The organism is Chryseobacterium metallicongregator (genome assembly GCF_031324065.1).
GTDB classification, from domain to species: domain Bacteria; phylum Bacteroidota; class Bacteroidia; order Flavobacteriales; family Weeksellaceae; genus Chryseobacterium; species Chryseobacterium metallicongregator.
Map to the genome: position 1 here is coordinate 38687 of NZ_JAVIXS010000003.1, position 19515 is coordinate 58201.

The window sequence follows — 19515 nt, forward strand, 5'->3', positions numbered from 1 at the left end:
CTATCAAAAAGGATTTTCATATCTCACTAAAATAACCTAATTTTGCAAAGAAAGTAAAGATGTCTATTCATAACAAAATTGTAGAGACAGCCATCACTTTCGATGACGTTCTTCTAGTCCCTTCTTATTCAGAAGTTTTACCTAACCAGGTTTCATTAAAATCAAGACTTACCGACAAAATCACGCTGAATGTTCCGATAGTTTCCGCTGCGATGGACACTGTTACTGAAGCTGATCTGGCAATTGCTTTAGCAAGAGTTGGAGGGTTAGGATTTATCCACAAAAACATGACAATCGCTGAGCAGGCAGCTCAGGTAAACCGTGTAAAACGTTCCGAAAACGGAATGATCTCTGATCCGGTTACTTTATCTAAAGATCATACTTTAGGTGAAGCTAAAGATCTTATGTCAAGATATAAGATTTCCGGTCTTCCGGTAGTAGATCCCGATAATGTCCTGATCGGAATTATTACCAACAGAGATGTAAAATATCAGGAAAATCTTGATATGAAAGTAGAAGAGATCATGACCAAAGAAAATCTGATCACTTCAGACAAAGATACCAATCTTGAAAAGGCAAAAGAAATCCTTCTTAAGAACAGAGTTGAAAAACTTCCTATCGTAGATAAAGATAACAAACTTGTAGGTTTAATTACCATCAAGGATATCGATAATCAGTTGGAGTACCCTAATGCTAATAAAGATGAAAATGGTCGTCTTATTGTAGGAGCAGGAGTAGGAGTAGGAGAAGATACATTAACGAGAATTGAGGCTTTAGTACAGGCCGGAGTTGATATTGTAGCGATCGATTCTGCACATGGTCATTCTAAAGGAGTTTTAGATAAAATTTCAGAAATCAGAAAAGCATATCCTAACCTTGATATTGTGGGTGGGAATATTGTAACAGCAGATGCGGCAAAAGATCTTATTGCAGCAGGAGCAAACGTATTGAAGGTAGGAGTAGGTCCAGGATCTATCTGTACAACCAGAGTAGTTGCCGGAGTAGGAGTTCCTCAGCTATCTGCTATCTATAACGTTTATGAATATGCTAAATCTCAAAATGTAGCAGTAATTGGCGACGGAGGTATCAAACTTTCCGGAGATATTGTAAAAGCTATCGCTAGTGGTGCAGGTGCTGTAATGTTAGGTTCACTTTTAGCAGGTACAGATGAGGCTCCGGGAGAAGAAATTATCTTCCAGGGAAGAAAATTCAAATCTTACCAGGGAATGGGAAGTCTTTCAGCAATGAAGAGAGGTGGTAAAGAAAGATATTTCCAAAGTGAAGCTAAAAAATTCGTCCCGGAAGGAATTGAAGGAAGAGTTCCACATAAAGGAAAGCTGGAAGATGTTATTTTCCAATTGACAGGAGGTTTAAGAGCCGGAATGGGATATTGTGGTGCAAAAGATATTGAAACCCTTCAAAGAGACTCAAAATTGGTTATGATTACTGGAAGCGGATTGAAAGAATCTCACCCGCATGATGTAATTATTACACAGGAAGCTCCGAATTATTCTTTATAAAATTATAATTGAATTTAAATATGAAAACCCGCACAATTTGTGCGGGTTTTTTATTTGTGATTTTATTTTAATGATTTGGTTGACAGTGTGTTAATTTTAAATTGCCTATTTTTTTAATTATTGATTTGTTTTTGTTTTTCTTGTTTTTTTAATTATAATGTAAATAAAATTAGTTCTATTGGGTTTGGTATTAATTTTATTTTTTGATTTAAATGTAACAATAGTTAAGTTTTTCCTACTAACTGTAATAAAATTTTAAATTTATTGCTTGTTTTTAGTTGTAAATATCATGATTAAGGATGTTAAGGCAGTAAATTTTCAAATTGTTTAATTTTTTAAATTAGTGAAATGAAGAAAACTATCCTTTGTGGGGCTTTGTTACTATCCCTTTCAGTATCTGCACAGCAAAAAAAAGATTGGTGTGACTTTGATAATGAACAGAGAGTACACCAAAAACAGAATGCGGAAATTGATGAAATGATTCGCAATATCCGTAACAAAATTATTAGCGGTAATCAAAATACTACTGCTAAAAATGGAAGTGCATACAAAATTGTAAATGGAGTTTACGAAATTCCTGTAGTAGTACACGTAATAGCACCTACTGGTGCTGCTATTGGTTCAGCTTATAATAAGAGTGATGCACAAATTCAGGCTTGGTTGGATCATTGTAATCAAATGTATGCAGGGACTTATCAGTGGGCTCAGGGAGTACCTCCAGATTTTGGTAATGCTGCTACGATGCCGATTAAATTGGTGTTGGCTAAAAGAGACCCTAGCTGTAATGCCACTACAGGGATTGTTCGATATAACGGAGGAACTCTTACAGGATATGATACTTATGGAGTAAAGCGTAACGGAGCCAATGGAGTTACAACAGCACAGGTAAAAACTATTGCTCCTCACTGGCCGGAAGCATCTTACTTCAATATTTATATTATGAATAAAGTAGATGGCGGTGGTACTTATGGTATCATGGGATGGGCAGGATTACCTCAAAATCCTGATTCTTCTTATGAATCCTTTATGAAATCTTTTGTAGTTACACTACAGGATGATATTACTCTGGCACACGAATTTGGACATAGTATGGGATTACTTCATACTTTTGGAAATGTAAATCCGGATGCACCACAAGGAGATACAACTACTAATTTCTGTCCACCAACTACGGGTAACTGTGAGAATGATGATGATCAGGTTTGTGATACAGAAAGATCCAGAAGCTTGTTGAATGATTTTCCGGCACCTACCAATAATGATATGAATTATTGTTCAGGGGTGAACTATCAGGGAGTACAGTATAATATGATGAACTATACAAATCCATCAGCATTTAAATTTACTAATGGACAACATGATAGAGCAGCTCTTTATTTCTTCTTGATGAAAGGAGGACTAAGTACTTCATTGGGAGCAACAGCTCCTTCTGCTGGAGCAGCTATTGGAACTCCTATTGCTGCTACATGTAATCCAACAGGTATTACGACACCAAGTAACTATTTCGTTGGTCCTACTTTAGTAAAACTAGGAAATATCAATAATGCATCAACAGGATATTGGCAGAGTGCGGCTAATTTCTATGAAGATTATACAGGAGCAAGCTGCTTAAGAGCAACATCAACTGAACTTTCTGCAACGGGAACTCATAATCTTCAGGTGAATGTATCAGATTCAAATAATGATATAAGAGTATGGATCGATTATAATAATAACGGAACGTTTGAAGCTTCTGAACTTGTAGGCTCGGCTGATAATATTATTGCAGATCCTGTTACTTTAGTAGGTACTTACAGTACTACCATTACAGCTCCGGCTTCAGTAGTATTGAATACTCCACTAAGAATGAGAGTGCTTGTAGATGATGAGAATTCTAACATGACTCCTTGTGGACAATTAAAGTACGGACAGGTTGAAGATTATACTGTAAAATTTGTTACCAACTTAGGAACAAGTGAAGTGAAAGCTGATAATAGTGACTTAACTGTTTATCCTAATCCGGTAGCAACCGGAGATAAAATCTTCATTAAAGCTAAAAATGGTAAAAATCTGAAAGTTTCTATTTCTGATATGTCAGGAAGATTGGTATCAAGTCCATCTGTATCTGAAGAAGGAAATGGTGTTTTCAAAGTAGACCAGCAATTAGAAAAAGGAGTTTATATGATTCAGGTTTCTAATGGAAAAGACAGTAAGTCTTCAAAGTTGATTATCAAATAAATTGATTATCATTTAAATAAATATAAATGTCCTCATTTCTATGGGGACATTTTTTATTTTATATCAAAATTGGATTCAAAAAAAGCCTCCGAAAATTTCGAAAGCTTTAATCATTTATTCTTTTTTAGTATTTATTTTTTCACAAATTTAAATTGATGCGTCTGAAAATTTCTGGTATTTATTTTCAGTACATATCCTCCGGGAAGAAGTTGTGAAACATCAATCTTAGAATCAAACATTTCTGACTTTACAAGACGTCCGTCCGTAGTATAAATCTGGATTGACGTTCCGTCGCCGATACCTTTAATACTGATGAGATCAGTCACAGGATTAGGAAAAATCTGAATTTTATTTTTCGTAAGCTCTGAAGTTCCTAACGTTGTGGTTTGTACATCACCCGTCATGGTAGAATTTGCTGCAGTAAGATTACCACCGCACTGCCCATTTGTAATTGCTGTATTCTCTACCCAGGTTCCAACAATATTACCTGGAGGGATGGGGAGAGCATTATTTCCTGTTGAATTATAATAAATCAGAGAAGGAGTGGTAAAGGTTCCGTTTCCTTCATCTCCAAGAAATTCCCATCTTGTAAGAGCATTGTTCCATTGAATTTTAAATTCACAGGTACCTAGTCCACTACAATCCTGTCCGCCATCAATAGGAGTGGTCATATAGATGTTTTTACTAAAGGCATCTACTCCTGTTTTGTTAAAAACAAAAGTATTAGGCGGACTATCAAACAGATTAGGGCATCCACTGAAAGTTATTGTCTGCGTGAAAGCTGAGCTTCCCATAGCAAGACATAATAAGTAAAGAATTTTCATAATTATTAGTTTTGTGATGGAAAGACTCCTGCTAATGCAATGATGCATTTCAGGGTAATAAACGGAGGTCTGTTTTCGTGTGGCTGACTTCCGCCGGCGTTGTTTACCATTGTGTTCTTCATAGTAGTATTTGCTGGTGCATCAGAATACTCTTTATCAAGAATTTTGGTGTCTGCCGGAAGGCTGTTGGTAGGAGAATTCTGATTCCCCTCAGTAGTTACAGCATTTACAGTATGATTGTGAGCCGGCATTTGTGTTATCAATAGTGTTACACTTTCGGTTCCTCCGGTTTCTCCCATGGTATACGTAGTAGGGCCTCCCGGAGCCTGTCCGTTATGAACAAGTACTCTTCCTCTCATGTCTGGTAAAGCAAATGTGGTTGTCCCATTTCCTCCATAAGTGGTTCCTAATAATGAAAAAAGTGCTTGATTTTGAGCGATAGGCAGAATCTGCCCATTACATTCTGCCCAGTATTTTGGAGCAAAATTATAAGGTACAAAGGCTATTTGCCCTAAAAATGGTTCTGATGCCTGTGCTTTTAGAGCAGGAGCAAATGCACTGCCTATCAGCAGTGTACATGCAAAAATTAAGTTTTTCATGATAACAAGGATTTTAAGTAATATAAAATTAAAAAATATTTTACATAAAATGCTTGATTAAAAGAAAAACCTTTCGATATATCGCGAAAGGTTAGATTTTATTTATTGGAAAATTATTTATTATAGATTTTTTCTCTAATGTTTAAGATTGGGTGATGCATTTAATTATTATTTTAATTTTTCAGATTATCCTTAAAATCATCAATTCTGAAATCAGTGAGAGCATTTCCTTTTTCAATTTTCTCTTTAGAATACAACCTGAAATCATTTTCTGTTTTTTCTAAAAGATAATCATACGGTCCTACGTGAGAGATTAATTTTACCAGAACCGGAGAAATCTCAAGACAAATAAACAATCCCATGATAAAAGCGGCTGCAAGTCCAATGATCGCCGAATTTTTACCAAGTTCATCCAATGCCTGAAGTCTTGCTGCAAAACCATTGAACTTATCTTCGAAAGTTTCTGTAGATTTTCTTTCTGTTTCCAGATTAGTGTATACCTTGGATATCTCTTTATCCAGATATTCCAGTCTGGGAGCTGCCTGCTTCTGATAATTTTCAAGATCCAGTCTGCGTTGCTCCTTCAATTGTTGCTTACGTTTGGCATTTGGGCCATAACCTTCTTTTCCACTGGTTAATCCCGATTGTTTACCCAGGATTTCTTTTTCAAGCTCTACAGAAGCAGAGTCATAGGATTGCTGGTACTGAGCAATTTTTCCTGAAATTTGCTGCTTTTCTGTTTCAAAAGGACCACTTTGTTGAAGAATCCTGCCATTCATTTCACCCTGTAGCTGTTTTTTATTTCTTTGAATAATGGTATTCAGCTGTTTGTTGACCTCTTTTTCAAAAATTTTAAGTTCTAAAGGTTTGGAAATGATAATTCCCAGAAAGGTTGCAAGGATGAGACGTGGGATAGACATCAGAATCTGATTCCACCATGTTCCTGTTTTTTTGATGGAAGAAACAATATAACGGTCAAGATTGAAAATCATTAATCCCCAGAGAACTCCGAATCCTACAGAGGCCCAAATATTATCGAATACTGTATACATAGCATAGCCTGCAGACAAAGTGGCGAATACTGCAGTGAAAAGGACAATACCTCCAATGCCGGAAAACTTATTCCATTCGCTCGGAGTCTTTCTTAAAATATGGATGTTCCCGCCTGAACATACCATCAGAAACTTTTGGAACCAGTTTATTTTATGAGTTCCTTGATTTATAGTTTGTTGGTTTGTTTTCATAACTGAAAATTTATACAAAGGTAATACTAAAAATCATACCAATGTAAAAGATAGTATTATGTTTTACCAAGTAATTGTGCGTATTTGCTTAAAATGTTGTTTTTAAGAAGGTTAAATTTTTTTTTTGAAAAACTTATAAAGGGAATGCAAAAATTATTTCAATCTATCCGGATTCTGCTTTAAAAAACTCTCCCATCCGGAATATGATTTAGTATCAGCTATAGTTCCGGAATTAAAATGATGGCATACTGCTACAGCAAGACCATCGGAAGCATCTAAATATTTTGTAGGGAATTCCTTTAATTTAAGAAGGTTTTGAAGCATACCTGCTACCTGTTCCTTACTGGCGTTACCATTTCCGGTGATAGCCATTTTAATTTTTTTTGGAGAATATTCCGTAATAGGGATGTTTCTGTAAAGACTGGCAGCCATGGCAACACCCTGAGCACGTCCAAGTTTAAGCATACTCTGTACATTTTTTCCATAGAAAGGAGCTTCAAGAGCGACTTCATCAGGGTGAAACTCGTCAATAAGAGACAGGGTTCTTTCAAAAATGTACTTAAGCTTGGTTTCGTGATTGGGATATTTTTTTAAGATCAGTTCATGAATAGAGACCATCTCCATTTTTCCTTTTTTTACGGAGATAATACCAAATCCCATTACCGTTGTTCCCGGGTCAATTCCTAAAATTATTTTCTCTGAAATCATTGCTTCAAAGATATGACTTTCTATGTTTTAAGTGTAAAAAAGTATTGTTAATGATTTTCGTTTTTATTTAAAACTTTAGTACCTTTAGACAAAAATGATTATGAAAAATGTATTTAATGTATTTATTGTTCCTGCTTTCCTGTTATGCAGCTTTCAGAAGGAAAGTAGTTTAATTCAAGGTAAGAATTCGGAAATCTTTATAACAAAGAGCGACCGGATTATTTATTTGTTTTTCAAGGCAGATAAAGATCAGGCAGGGAATGCCAAAATTATGCTCCAGAGTACTAAAATTGCAGACGGCAGACTAAAACATGTACCTTCTTTTGAAAGAGATGATGTTCGTAAGGGTGATCTTGTGATTACATTAACAGGGTCTGATGGAAAAGAAGTAGGTAAACAGCTTGTGAAAGATCCTTTTAATCCTGAATTGGAGGTATATGAAAAAGAAGGAATTTCCAGACATAAAGCTTCCCTTCAAAATACTGAATTCAGTGCCAGGTTTTCTTATTCTGAAAATGTTCAGTCAGTAAAGATTGAAAAAGCCACTGATGATGGTGTGCAAGTATTATTCACACAAAAACTATAATTATGAAAAAAACTTTATTATCCCTTTTAATCGGAAGCAGTTGTTTTGCCCAGACATTCGAGACCATTCCTCTTTTACAGAATGGAGACAACAGTAAACGTGTTGTGATTGCAGTTTTAGGAGACGGATTTACTTCCGCACAGCAGACTGCTTTTACAACAGCGGCTCAGAATACAGTCAATTATCTCTTTACAAAAAGTCCTTATACAGAATATAAAAATTACTTTAATGCCTATGCGGTAAAAGTGATTTCCACGGAATCAGGAGTAAAACATCCTGGAACTGCAACAGATGTGACAGAGCCTGTAATTCCTGTTACCAACCCCAATAATTATCTTGGATCTACTTTTGATGTAGGAGTTCACCGATGTATATACAGTAATACAACCAATAAAGTAGGGCAGGTTCTGGCAGCCAATATCCCAGATTATGACATTACTTACGTGCTGGGTAATTCTACAGAATATGGTGGTTGTGGAGGAACTTATGCTTTTGCTTCACTTAATGGTTCTTCCAATGAAATTGTGGTGCATGAGCTGGGGCATTCTTTTGGTAAATTAGCGGATGAATATTGGTTTTCAGGTTCGCTGGAATCTCCCAATAAAACCCAGACCTCTAATCCGGCAACGATAAAGTGGAAAAACTGGGTAGGATTGAATGGAGTAGGAGTGTATGCTCATGCGGAAAGCCCAACTTGGTTCAGACCGCATCAGAGTTGTGAAATGAGATATCTTAATCAACAGTTCTGCTCAGTATGTAAAGAGGCAATTATTGAAAGAATCCATAGTTTGGTTTCTCCTGTGGATTCCTATACTCCGGCTAATAATACAACTGTGGATGCTACATCCAATGTTACTTTCACGGCCAATGAAATCCTTCCCATCCCGAATACGCTGGTTAATTCCTGGAGTTTAAACGGAACAACTCTTGGAGAAACAGGAAGTAGCATTACCATTACCCCTGGACAACTCAATAACGGAAATAATACCTTGACGCTTTCGGTTGTAGATAACAATCCGCTTTTGAAAGTAGATAATCACAGTACACTCCATGTTACCAATGTTTCCTGGACTTTGAGCAAAACTACGCTTAGAATTTCAGAGGTAAAAGCTGAAGAAAGACGGTTTAGTATTTATCCGAACCCAACAGATGGAGAATTTTTCATTAAAGGGAAACAGTCCTTTTCAAAAAATATAAACGTTGAAGTTTATGATGCCTCAGGAAAGCTTATTCCATCCAGATTTGAACTGAATGATTCTGCTATAAAGGTTGATATTAAAAACTATCCGGCAGGTACTTATCTGTTGAATGTAAAAGAAAATAAAAACCTGATTATTTCTCAGAAGATCATCAAAGAATAAATGAAACGAAACCGGCTCCAGCAGCCGGTTTTATTTTTCCAGCTTTTTCTCTGCTATAGGTACCCATTGTCCATCATGACGGAGTAGGAGAATTTTATCAACTATAAATTTAGTTTTATATTCCTTGGGTTCATATTTTTCCCAGGCTTTAAGATAATTTTCCCAGGTCAGATCTCTGAATCCCACAGTCATATGTGGGTGAAAGGAATATTGGGCAAAATTAAAATGTTCCTTTACCCTATGATAAAGCTCTGTTAATTGAGCATTTTCTTTGGGCTTAATATAGAGTACAGGATTTTTAGGATTAGGAAAGCTTCCAAAGCCGTCCAGTTCTACTTTAAAAGGTGTGATTTCTGTATTGATCTTCTGAAAAGCAATATGAATATCCTCCTCCAGTTCAATTTCTCTTGAAAAGGGAGGAAAAAGTGTAATATGAGCTTCATTTTTCAAGGCCTTGGAATTGGCATAATTTGTTGCCAGATCTTGTTTAAACACTTTTATTTCTTCAATAATTTCCTGAGGTGGATAAATGGCAATGAAATACATTTTTTTCATACAGCAAATTAAAATATTTTACTTTAAATTTTTATGCATAAGAAAATTATGCATAAGTTTGCAAGGTATATAATCATTCTATGAAAAAGAATAGTCTCTATAAAGGTACTTTGCGGAATATTATTTTGAAGCTCCTTTCGAAAGAAGTAAAGATGTATGGATATCAGATTACCCAAAGAGCCAAAGAACTTACTCTGGGTGAACTTGAAATGACGGAAGGTGCACTCTATCCATTGCTACACAAATTAGAAAGCGATGGAATGATCACTTCCGAAATTCAGAATATTAATGGGAGAGACAGGAAATATTATCTGTTGACTGAAAAAGGAAAAAAACAACAGGCAGAGCAAGAAACTGAGATGAAAAGTTATTTAGTCAACTTACAGACAATATTCAATATATGATGACCGAAGCACAGGAAAATAAAATTACAGATTATCTGATAGCTCAAGAGCTTTCCCTGGATATTCTGGTAGAAATCAGAGATCATATGATCAGCCAAATTTTGGATATTCAGAGCCATGAGAATATCAAATTTGAGGAAGCTTTCTCAAAAGTAAAAGAATCCTGGAATGGAGAGTTTACAATGGTTAATTACCTGCTGTTTTATCCCACTAAAATTCCTTTGATTGCCAAAAGAATTATTCAGGAGAAATACAGTGGTCTTTTCAAAAAATCTTTAATGGTAGCCGTTCTTGCATTTGTAATTAATCTATTATTGATTTTTATGGCAGGAAATCAGGAGGAATATAAATTATTTTTCAGACTTCTTAATGGTTCATTTGTAGTGACAACAATATTGATCTGGATTTTTAATTATAAAATCTGGAAATATATAAAAGCAGACTTTAAATACAAAGGAAAATGTCTTTATACCATGTATCAGCAGAATCTTGGATTAATGGTTGTATGCGCTACTTCTATGACGCAGGTAGCATTGAAGAGTGGTGATTATGCTTACCAATTTTTCAGACAGCAAAATTATACAGATGTTGTTGGGGTATTGATAACTTTAATTCTTCCTTTTGTATTGCAAACTGCACTTACTTTTGCTGTATTTAATTTCATTGAACATAAAAAGAACCTGGTGAAAATGCTGGAATTTCTAAAACTTACATAGAAAGACTACCATTAAAACTACTGTTTTATCCTAAGCTGTGTAAGCGTATTCTCAAGATGGTCTGTGATCTTTTTCACTTCAATATGAGGTCTGAAGATTACTCCTTTTCCTCTTTCTTCATCTGCAATATTAGACAGGATAATCACAGACGTTTTGGTATCCGGATAATAGATGTTTAAGGAAGGAGAACCTTTTATATAACCGCTGTGGAAATAAGAATTGGGTTGACCGATATTAAGCATAATTCCATAAGCGTAACCCATTTTTCCAAAAATAGGATGGTGTCTTTCTGAACTTTTTGCCATGAATAGTTTAAGGGTTTCCGGTTTTAAAATTTTTCCGCCATACAGAGCATTATTCCATGAATGAAGATCCTGAATCGTAGATAATATTCCACCAGCTGGTGTACCAATTTCTGATCCGCCTAATCTTTTCGGCATATTGGGAACTTCTGAGAACTTGGCAGGTGTCCCAACATAAGCACTGGCAAAATTATTTCCTTTGAAAATATTTCCTGTTGAAGAATGGGTCATTCCTGCTTTTTTGAACAGTTCCGATACATTCTCATCATATGATTTCCCGGAAACTTTTTCCACAATCTTTCCAAGAGTATTAAATCCGTCATTGGAATAGAAAAAATCTGAACCGCTCTTAAACATCAGTTTTCCACCCATCAGATTCAACCCTGAAGTATGGTTTAACAGTTGATGGATCGTGATATTTTCATATTCTTTGATCTGAAATTCTTTCAGGTATTTTGACACTTTATCTGTGATATTCAGTTTTCCCTGTTCCATCTGAAGCAGGATCAAAACAGCTGTGAACTGCTTGCTTACAGATCCAATTGCAAAAATGGTATTGCTGTCAATTTTAGTTTTTCTTTTAAAATCTGAATAACCGTTTTCTCTCCTGTAAAGAGGAATAGAATCTTTAAAAACAGCAATACTTCCATTGAAATGGTATTTCTTGAAGGTAGAATCAATCTGTTGTTCTAAAAGGGTCTTCTCGAAAGCAGCAATAGTAGAATCAACAATTGCTTTTTTATCAACATACGTCATTTTTGGTGCTTCAGTAGTACTGCATGAAAGCAAAGCACAGAAAAGGGAAAGGAATACTAAATTTTTGATCACAGGTGTTGTATTTTTTAATGATGATTGATACTCTTAAAGATACTAAAATATCCTAAAGAGCAGTAAGGGAAGCAAATTACGTGCTAGAATGAGGTTCCGGAGCAATTTAATGTGGATTTAATCAATCTTTGTGGAATATTACAGTCTTATGAATGAGATGGGCTCCTGGAATAAATAGAACATTGAAAAAGCCTGTGAAAGAATATTCTCAGGCTTATTTTAATACCAGGTCACTGAACCAGAAAATGTATTCTCTATCTTCGTCTTCAGGAGAATTTTTTGGTTTAGGATATGTTTTTTTTACCGTTTCCCCAATTTCAAACTGAACGGGATTTTTGAAAATAGGCCCATCAAAAGTAAAAGTATGAAACTCTCCGTTTTCTCCGCATGGATCTACATTTTCAGGAAGATCGTCAATGAATTTCTGATCAATAATTCGTCCTGCAAAACTTTGGTCAAGGTAGGATCCGTTGACACAGGTTACGATGGTTTTAAAACCAAGATCTAAAAATTCCTGGATGAGGATAGAGGTATTTTGTTTCCAAAGAGGAAATACTGCTTTTATACCGATAGTATTTAATTGGTCTTCCCTATATTTTCTCAGATCTTCAAGAAAGATATCGCCAAAAATTGAATGAGTAATGCCCTGCGCCTTAATTTCAGTCATTGTCTTACTCATGATCTGTTGATATTCTTCCATGGATGGTTCTTTAGGAAGTTCCATTTTTGTTAATGGAATTCCAAGGCTTTCCGCTTGTTTTTCTAAAAGCGATACATGAACGCCATGCATAGAAATCCTTTGAAATTCCTGATTGATACTGGTAAGCAGTGTGCTGACCTCGTACAGGTCTTCCTGTAGTATTTTATAAAGAGCAAGGGCAGAATCTTTTCCGCTGCTCCAGTTGAATAATGCTTTTGGTTTCATTGTAAAATAAAAATCTCCCAAAAGTAGGGAGATTTTCTTATTTTGAAGTTGGTTTTCCGTAGTTGTTTTGGGGACTTGTAATATCAACTTTTTGCCTTTCCGCCTGTTCTCTTTTTTGTAACTCTTCAGTATTTTTAACCATATCACTTTTGTGAGAAGTTCCTGCAGGATATGTTTTGCAGGAAACTAATGTCACAACAAAACCAAACACCAAAATAATTTTAATACATGTTTTCATTCGAATTTTTTGATGACAAATATATAGGGTCAGGCTAGTTTATTTTTAATTTTTAACAAACATTATCAACCTGCTTGTCAAAATTTAGCGTTTTTTCACATTAAAATAAAAAAAACCTCAAAGATTTTCTTTGAGGTTTTGTATAAAAAATGTTTGCTGTATAAGCTTACATATTTCTTCTGTACTTACCGCCCACTTCAAATAAAGCATTGGTAATCTGTCCTAAAGAACAGTATTTCACAGCGTCCATCATCACCTCAAATAAGTTTTGCTGGTTGATGGCTGCATGTTGAAGTTGTTTTAATGCTTCTTCAGATCTACTGTCATTCGCTTGCTGGAAGTTGTGAAGAGATTCAATCTGTGCCTGTTTTTCCTCTTCGGTAGAACGGATAACTTCTCCTGGTAAAACGGTTGGTGAACCATCTTTTCCTAAGAAAGTATTCACTCCGATAATCGGATATTCACCGGTATGCTTCAGCCATTCGTAATGCATAGATTCTTCCTGGATTTTTGAACGCTGGTACATGGTTTCCATCGCTCCAAGAACACCACCTCTTTCCGTGATTCTGTCGAATTCAGTATAAACGGCTTCTTCTACAAGATCCGTTAGTTCTTCAATGATGAATGATCCCTGAAGCGGATTCTCGTTTTTAGCCAATCCTAATTCTTTGTTGATGATCAACTGAATCGCCATTGCTCTTCTTACCGATTGCTCAGTAGGCGTTGTAATTGCTTCGTCATACGCATTGGTGTGAAGTGAATTACAGTTGTCATAGATTGCGTAAAGCGCCTGAAGAGTAGTTCTGATATCATTGAAATCAATTTCCTGAGCGTGAAGAGAACGTCCTGAAGTCTGAATGTGGTACTTCAACATCTGGCTTCTTTCGTCTGCTCCGTATTTTAATTTCATGGCTTTTGCCCAGATTCTTCTGGCCACACGTCCGATTACTGAATATTCAGGGTCAATACCATTGGAGAAGAAGAAAGATAAGTTCGGTGCAAAATCATTGATGTCCATTCCGCGGCTCAGGTAATATTCCACATAAGTGAAACCATTAGCCAGTGTGAATGCCAATTGGGAAACCGGATTGGCTCCTGCTTCGGCGATATGGTATCCTGAAATAGAAACAGAGTAGAAGTTTCTTACTTTTTCTCTGATAAAATATTCCTGAACGTCACCCATTAATCTCAATGCAAATTCTGTAGAGAAAATACAAGTATTCTGAGCCTGGTCTTCTTTTAAAATGTCAGCCTGAACAGTACCACGAACTGTTGCAATTGTTTTAGCTTTAATTTCTGCATATACATCAGCAGGGATTACTTCATCACCTGTTAATCCTAAAAGCTGTAGTCCTAAACCGTTATTGGATGGAGGAAGTTCACCGTTGTATTTCGGTCTTTCTAATCCTTTATCATCAAATTTTTCTTTCAGTTTTGCCTCTACTTTAGACTCTAAACTGTTTTCTTTGATATATTTTTCAACATTCTGATCAATGGCAGCATTCATAAAGAAAGCCAGTAGCATCGGTGCAGGACCGTTGATTGTCATTGAAACCGAGGTTAGTGCATTCACCAGATCAAATCCGGAGTATAATTTCTTCGCATCATCCAGTGTTGCGATAGAAACCCCTGCATTTCCAATTTTACCATAAATATCTGGTGGTAAAGCAGGATCCTGACCGTATAACGTTACAGAGTCAAATGCTGTAGATAAACGTTTTGCAGGCATTTCTGCAGAAACATAATGGAATCTTCTGTTGGTTCTTTCAGGACCTCCTTCTCCTGCAAACATCCTTGTAGGGTCTTCACCGGTTCTCTTGAACGGATAAATACCAGCAGTATAAGGAAAGCTTCCCGGTAGATTTTCCTGACCTTTCCATTTGATCAGGTCACCCCAGTCATTGTATTTTGGTAATGCAATTTTTGGAATTCTCAAATGAGATAAAGATTCTGTGGAAGTTTCAACTTTAATTTCTTTTCCTCTTACAAAATAAGAATAGAATTCTGCATGGAATGCTTTTTTCGTATCGTCCCATGTTTTTAAGAAGTCGATATTGTCCTGTTGAAGCTCTTTTTCAGCTTTTTGATATTCAGCCTCTAAAACTTCATTGGAAATGATATTTTTTACGCCTTCAATATGATACATTGTTCTGGCCAGTTCGGCCTGCTTTTCAATATTGATGTCGTATTGTTTGTTGTTTTCAACGATTTCAGAAAGATAACGAACTCTTTTCGGAGGAATAATCGTTACTTCTTCAGTAACTTCCTGTTCTACAAAAGTTTTTAGATTTAAATCCGCGAATTTATCGTTTACTTTTGAAACTAATCTATTATATAATTCTGTAGTTCCGTGATCATTAAACTGAGATGCTTTGGTTGCGTATACCGGCATATCATCTAATGGGCTTTCCCATAGTAAATGGTTTCTCTGGAACTGTTTTCTTACTGCCTGAAGAGCATCCAATGCACCACGCTTGTCAGATTTGTTCAATGCTACCAGATCTGCATAGTCTAACATGTCGATCTTTTCCAACTGTGTAGAAGCTCCGTATTCAGGAGTCATTACATACATGGAAACATCTGCGAAATCGGAAACTTCTGAACCAGACTGTCCGATCCCTGACGTTTCAAGGATAATGACATCCGGATGAGCCAGTTTCAGCACATTCAGTGCAGAATGAATAAACGGCGAAACAGAAACGTTGTTTTCTCTGGTTGCCATAGAACGCATATAAACTCTTGGGTCATTGATCGCGTTCATACGGATTCTATCTCCTAATAAAGCACCACCGGTTTTCTTTTTCGAAGGGTCAATGGAAATAATGGCAATTTTTTTATCAGTATTGGAACGTAAGAAACGTCTTACCAATTCGTCTGTTAAAGAAGACTTACCTGCTCCTCCGGTACCGGTAATACCAATAATAGGAATGGTTAAATCTTGAGATTTCTCGTCGATCGCTTTTACAAGCTCTGGCTTTTCTTCGGAGAAGTTTTCAACAGCTGAAATAATCTGTGCAATACTTGACGGGTTTTCAAAGCTGATATCGTCAAGATCTTTTGCAGTGACATCTTTTCCAGTTGCAAAATCTGATCTGTGTACCAGATCATCAATCATTCCCTGAAGACCAAGCTCACGGCCGTCATCTGGAGAATAAATTCTGTCGATTCCGTAAGACATCAAATCTTTGATTTCTTCCGGAAGAATTACACCGCCACCGCCGCCAAAGATCTTGATCTGAGGTGAATTTTTTTCTCTCAACAGGTCATAGATATATTTGAAATATTCGTTGTGACCACCCTGATATGAAGTTAATGCAATAGCATTGGCATCTTCCTGGATTGCTGTATTTACAACTTCTTCTGCTGATTTATCGTGTCCTAAGTGGATCACTTCGCATCCTGTGCCCTGGATGACACGACGCATAATATTGATTGCAGCATCATGCCCATCAAATAATGAGGCAGCAGTTACAATTCTTACCTTGTTGGTTGGAGTATATTTTTGGGTTTCCATAAAAATTCTAGAAAGTTTCTAAGTTTCCAAATATAATAATAAAAAAAGAACATAGTGTTTGATTTTATGTTTTTGATTTTCAGTTTATTATTTCGTGTTATTTAATTATATCTCCCCAATTTTATGTTTAAATGTTTGAAAGTTGAATGGTTCGGTAACTACAGAATTAAAATGAGTTATGACGATTTCATTTTCAAAGGGGCTTCTTCAGATTCTCAAATTAATTTCTCTATTTTTGCACCATATTTTACAGACATGCAAAAAGCGTTGATATATTTCGCATTGGGAACTGCAGTAAGCTTCCTGATTAATTATTTCTTTTTAAGTTCAGAGAATATCGGTTTAGAGTTCTACTATGCTATTGCTTTTGGTGCAGCGTGGGGGATTGCTTATTATTTAGATACTCCGGATATTACATTGGTAAAGAAACTGGGACTGTCTTTTGTAATAATGGCTATTCTGGTTGTTGTAGGTACTCTTGTTTTTAAACTTGAGCTGGCTATACCATCCATTCTGAAGTTTTCCATGGTGTTTGTCGCCTACTATGTCATAGCGAGCTTTAGGGCAACTAAATCATTAAGAAAATAAATAAAAAAAGAGGCTTTCACATTGGAAGCCTCTTTTTTTTATTAATGGATCATCATGAAACTTATCAGGGCGAGGCCCAGGAGTAAAAACATGAATGCAATAAAATTAATAGTAAATAATACCATTCCGACAATAATGCTTACCAAACCATGGGCACGATAAACACGCCTGTGGGCAATAAAGAAATACGCCATGGTATATAATAACAGGAATGATATTGTTAAATATAAAATGGTATTAATCAGCCAAAAGTCTATAAGACCTGTCAACTTAGAGATTAGGAATATAAGTAAGATGGTTAGCAGTAAAAACGAGAAGTAATGCAGGGTGAAAATTCCATGATCAAAATACCACCATTTTTTCTTACTATGGAAAACCCATAAAAAGAATGCGAAAAGAGGAAGGTAGATGAAAAGGGCTTTAGGAAGATTATGAAAAGACTTTTCTACCATGCCAGCAATAATCTCCTTTTTCTTAACCCCTTTTTCTTTAAGTTCAAAGAATTTGTGAACAATGGGAGCTTCAATAAAACTGAGAGATGACGGGTTTTTGGCTTTAGCAGAATCATAGGCCTTTCTGGTTTTATATTCTCCAAAGCTTACGTCCGGATCTATTTTTTTGTCCATGTTAATTATGTCTCCTATCTCAGAAGAATCAGGGATTGCTTTTATTCCCTCAATGGCAAGAGAGTCTTGTCCAGTCAGATGTTTTTTTGCTTTGATACTGTCTATCAGCTTTTGTTTTCCAACAGGTTTCATGACTTTTAAAAGGTTGGTCTTACTATTTTCTCCAGTATTTCCCTCTTTTGGAGATCCTATATTAACCATGGGAAAAAGGGCAAACACGAAGAATGTAATAAAACTGACGAAAATATAAAGCTTTACAGGAGGTACAAACTTCTGTCTCTTTCCTTCAAGATAAGTATTTGTCAGTTTGCCGGGTTTAAATAACAAATTTTTAACTGTTCCCCAGAACTGTCCGTCATAATGAGTAAAATCTTCAATGAAATGGGTGAAAAGAAAATAGAAGGGTTGTCGTCTTTCAATATTTTCCTGCCCGCAATGGGGACAAAACCTTTCTTCAACCTGATGTCCGCAGTTTAGACAGGTTTTATCTTCTCGTACTTTTCCGTGGCTCATGATTATGGAATATTGATTGGCACAAATATAATTATTTAGGGTAAATTATAATTATATTAATGTATTCTATAGGAATCGTTAAGGTAAATTTAATAAAAGAAAGAGTTGAGGGAATAAACTCTTTGCTGTTTCATTGGTGTTTTTAGAATCTTCGAAGTGTTTTTTCATCGGCACATTAGTTCGCAAGATCTGTGCCAAAACTATAAATAGTGTTAAAATCTATTGATAGAGGAGTGTAGAGTGAAGATTATATAGATTAAATAAAATATGTTTTTGGGTTACAAAAATAATTTGTACCTTTGCACACCCTTTTAGGGGTAAATTATGTTTAATCTTTAACTAAAACGTGTGAATACATTAAGTTACAAAACTGTTTCAGCGAACAAAGCTACTGCTAATAAAGAATGGGTTGTGGTAGACGCTGAAGGACAGCCGTTAGGTAGATTAGCTTCTACGGTTGCAAAGATTTTGAGAGGTAAGCACAAAACGAACTACACACCTCACGTAGATTGTGGTGATAACGTAATCGTTTTGAATGCTGGGAAAATTACACTTTCCGGAAACAAGTGGGCTGATAAGACTTATATCTGGCATACAGGATACCCTGGTGGACAGAAGTCTATGACTGCGGCTGAACTTCAAAAGAAAGATTCTTTAAAGGTATTAGAGAAATCTGTAAAAGGTATGTTACCTAAAAACAGATTAGGAGCTGCTATCCTTAAGAACCTTTACTTATATGAAGGAACTGAGCACAAACATGAAGCTCAACAGCCAAAAACAATTAATGTTAACGAATTTAAATAATTAATTATGTCTATAGTTCACAAAATCGGAAGAAGAAAAACTTCTGTAGCTAGAGTTTATGTAAAACCAGGTTCTGGTGTTATTACAGTAAACGGTAAAGATGCTAAAGAATATTTCTCTACAGACGTGATGGTTTACAAATTAAACCAACCGTTTATCCTTTCTGAGACTGTTGGTCAGTATGACGTTACCGTAAACGTATTCGGTGGTGGAAATACAGGTCAGGCAGAGGCTATCAGATTAGGTATTTCTAGAGCTTTATGCGAAATCAACGCTGAGTTCAGATTAGCATTGAAGCCAGCTGGTTTACTTACAAGAGACGCAAGAATGGTGGAAAGAAAGAAGCCAGGTCAGAAAAAAGCAAGAAAGAGATTCCAATTCTCAAAACGTTAAGAATTGCGATAAGCTTAAAGCAACATGCAATAAGCTATTTGAAAAACTTA

19 protein-coding genes are annotated in these 19515 nt (G+C 35.9%); 9 read left to right on the forward strand and 10 right to left on the reverse strand.

What is annotated here, in order from left to right:
• The first annotated feature begins 59 nt into the window (after window positions 1-59).
• Together guaB and REB14_RS04395 are read left to right on the forward strand one after the other, a co-directional pair.
• Window positions 60-1520, forward strand: coding sequence for an IMP dehydrogenase (gene guaB, locus REB14_RS04390; protein WP_034692896.1), 1461 nt, complete (start codon window positions 60-62; stop codon window positions 1518-1520).
• Between the two features lie 348 nt (window positions 1521-1868).
• Window positions 1869-3737, forward strand: coding sequence for a GEVED domain-containing protein (locus tag REB14_RS04395; RefSeq protein ID WP_309521611.1), 1869 nt, complete (start codon window positions 1869-1871; stop codon window positions 3735-3737).
• A gap of 131 nt (window positions 3738-3868) precedes the next feature.
• On the opposite strand, the gene REB14_RS04400 is transcribed toward REB14_RS04395, so the two are convergent.
• The 4 genes from REB14_RS04400 to ruvC form a co-directional block, all read right to left on the reverse strand.
• Complete coding sequence (locus REB14_RS04400) at window positions 3869-4561, reverse strand: T9SS type A sorting domain-containing protein (RefSeq protein WP_079243383.1); 693 nt, start codon at window positions 4559-4561, stop codon at window positions 3869-3871.
• Between the two features lie 5 nt (window positions 4562-4566).
• Entirely contained in the window at window positions 4567-5160 is a 594-nt protein-coding gene (locus REB14_RS04405; RefSeq protein WP_079243382.1) for a phage tail protein, read from the reverse strand.
• A gap of 173 nt (window positions 5161-5333) precedes the next feature.
• Window positions 5334-6404, reverse strand: a complete 1071-nt coding sequence (locus REB14_RS04410) for a DUF4407 domain-containing protein (protein ID WP_079243381.1) — start codon at window positions 6402-6404, stop codon at window positions 5334-5336.
• 153 nt (window positions 6405-6557) lie between these two features.
• On the reverse strand, window positions 6558-7112 hold the full coding sequence (gene ruvC, locus REB14_RS04415; protein WP_034692903.1) for a crossover junction endodeoxyribonuclease RuvC: 555 nt from the start codon (window positions 7110-7112) through the stop codon (window positions 6558-6560).
• Window positions 7113-7212: 100 nt separating this feature from the next.
• On the opposite strand from ruvC, the gene REB14_RS04420 reads away from it, so the two are divergent.
• Both REB14_RS04420 and REB14_RS04425 read left to right on the forward strand, forming a co-directional pair.
• Window positions 7213-7698 carry a hypothetical protein gene (locus REB14_RS04420; protein WP_309521612.1) on the forward strand — a complete coding sequence of 162 codons (486 nt, stop codon included), beginning with the start codon at window positions 7213-7215 and terminating at the stop codon, window positions 7696-7698.
• A 2-nt stretch (window positions 7699-7700) separates the two neighbouring features.
• Window positions 7701-9059 (forward strand): T9SS type A sorting domain-containing protein, encoded by a 1359-nt coding sequence (locus REB14_RS04425; protein WP_309521613.1) that lies wholly within the window; start codon window positions 7701-7703, stop codon window positions 9057-9059.
• A gap of 30 nt (window positions 9060-9089) precedes the next feature.
• Here the strand turns inward: REB14_RS04425 and REB14_RS04430 are convergent, their stop codons facing one another.
• Window positions 9090-9614: a 2'-5' RNA ligase family protein gene (locus tag REB14_RS04430; protein ID WP_079243378.1), complete on the reverse strand. Its 525-nt coding sequence runs from the start codon at window positions 9612-9614 to the stop codon at window positions 9090-9092.
• Between the two features lie 80 nt (window positions 9615-9694).
• Between REB14_RS04430 and REB14_RS04435 the strand changes: the two genes are divergently transcribed.
• Window positions 9695-10018 (forward strand): PadR family transcriptional regulator, encoded by a 324-nt coding sequence (locus REB14_RS04435; protein ID WP_079243377.1) that lies wholly within the window; start codon window positions 9695-9697, stop codon window positions 10016-10018.
• Entirely contained in the window at window positions 10015-10734 is a 720-nt protein-coding gene (locus REB14_RS04440) for a hypothetical protein (protein WP_309521614.1), read from the forward strand. Before REB14_RS04435 ends, REB14_RS04440 begins: the two co-directional genes overlap by 4 nt.
• Before the next feature lie 17 nt (window positions 10735-10751).
• Here REB14_RS04440 and REB14_RS04445 read toward each other — a convergent pair whose 3' ends face one another.
• The 4 genes from REB14_RS04445 to REB14_RS04460 all read right to left on the reverse strand — a co-directional run bounded on the left by REB14_RS04445 (window position 10752) and on the right by REB14_RS04460 (window position 16541).
• Window positions 10752-11864, reverse strand: coding sequence for a serine hydrolase domain-containing protein (locus REB14_RS04445; RefSeq protein ID WP_309521615.1), 1113 nt, complete (start codon window positions 11862-11864; stop codon window positions 10752-10754).
• Window positions 11865-12078: 214 nt separating this feature from the next.
• Window positions 12079-12789, reverse strand: coding sequence for a Dph6-related ATP pyrophosphatase (locus REB14_RS04450; protein ID WP_079243374.1), 711 nt, complete (start codon window positions 12787-12789; stop codon window positions 12079-12081).
• 37 nt (window positions 12790-12826) lie between these two features.
• Window positions 12827-13027: a hypothetical protein gene (locus tag REB14_RS04455; RefSeq protein WP_309521616.1), complete on the reverse strand. Its 201-nt coding sequence runs from the start codon at window positions 13025-13027 to the stop codon at window positions 12827-12829.
• A gap of 166 nt (window positions 13028-13193) precedes the next feature.
• Window positions 13194-16541: a methylmalonyl-CoA mutase family protein gene (locus tag REB14_RS04460; RefSeq protein ID WP_309521617.1), complete on the reverse strand. Its 3348-nt coding sequence runs from the start codon at window positions 16539-16541 to the stop codon at window positions 13194-13196.
• A 135-nt stretch (window positions 16542-16676) separates the two neighbouring features.
• Here REB14_RS04460 and REB14_RS04465 point away from each other — a divergent pair, with 135 nt between their 5' ends.
• Window positions 16677-17129, forward strand: a complete 453-nt coding sequence (locus tag REB14_RS04465) for a hypothetical protein (RefSeq protein WP_309521618.1) — start codon at window positions 16677-16679, stop codon at window positions 17127-17129.
• A 41-nt stretch (window positions 17130-17170) separates the two neighbouring features.
• On the opposite strand, the gene REB14_RS04470 is transcribed toward REB14_RS04465, so the two are convergent.
• Window positions 17171-18268, reverse strand: coding sequence for a DUF3667 domain-containing protein (locus REB14_RS04470; RefSeq protein WP_079243371.1), 1098 nt, complete (start codon window positions 18266-18268; stop codon window positions 17171-17173).
• Window positions 18269-18616: 348 nt separating this feature from the next.
• Between REB14_RS04470 and rplM the strand changes: the two genes are divergently transcribed.
• Both rplM and rpsI read left to right on the forward strand, forming a co-directional pair.
• Complete coding sequence (gene rplM / locus REB14_RS04475) at window positions 18617-19072, forward strand: 50S ribosomal protein L13 (RefSeq protein WP_002976217.1); 456 nt, start codon at window positions 18617-18619, stop codon at window positions 19070-19072.
• 6 nt (window positions 19073-19078) lie between these two features.
• Entirely contained in the window at window positions 19079-19465 is a 387-nt protein-coding gene (gene rpsI, locus REB14_RS04480; protein WP_002976218.1) for a 30S ribosomal protein S9, read from the forward strand.
• The last annotated feature ends 50 nt before the right edge of the window (window positions 19466-19515 follow it).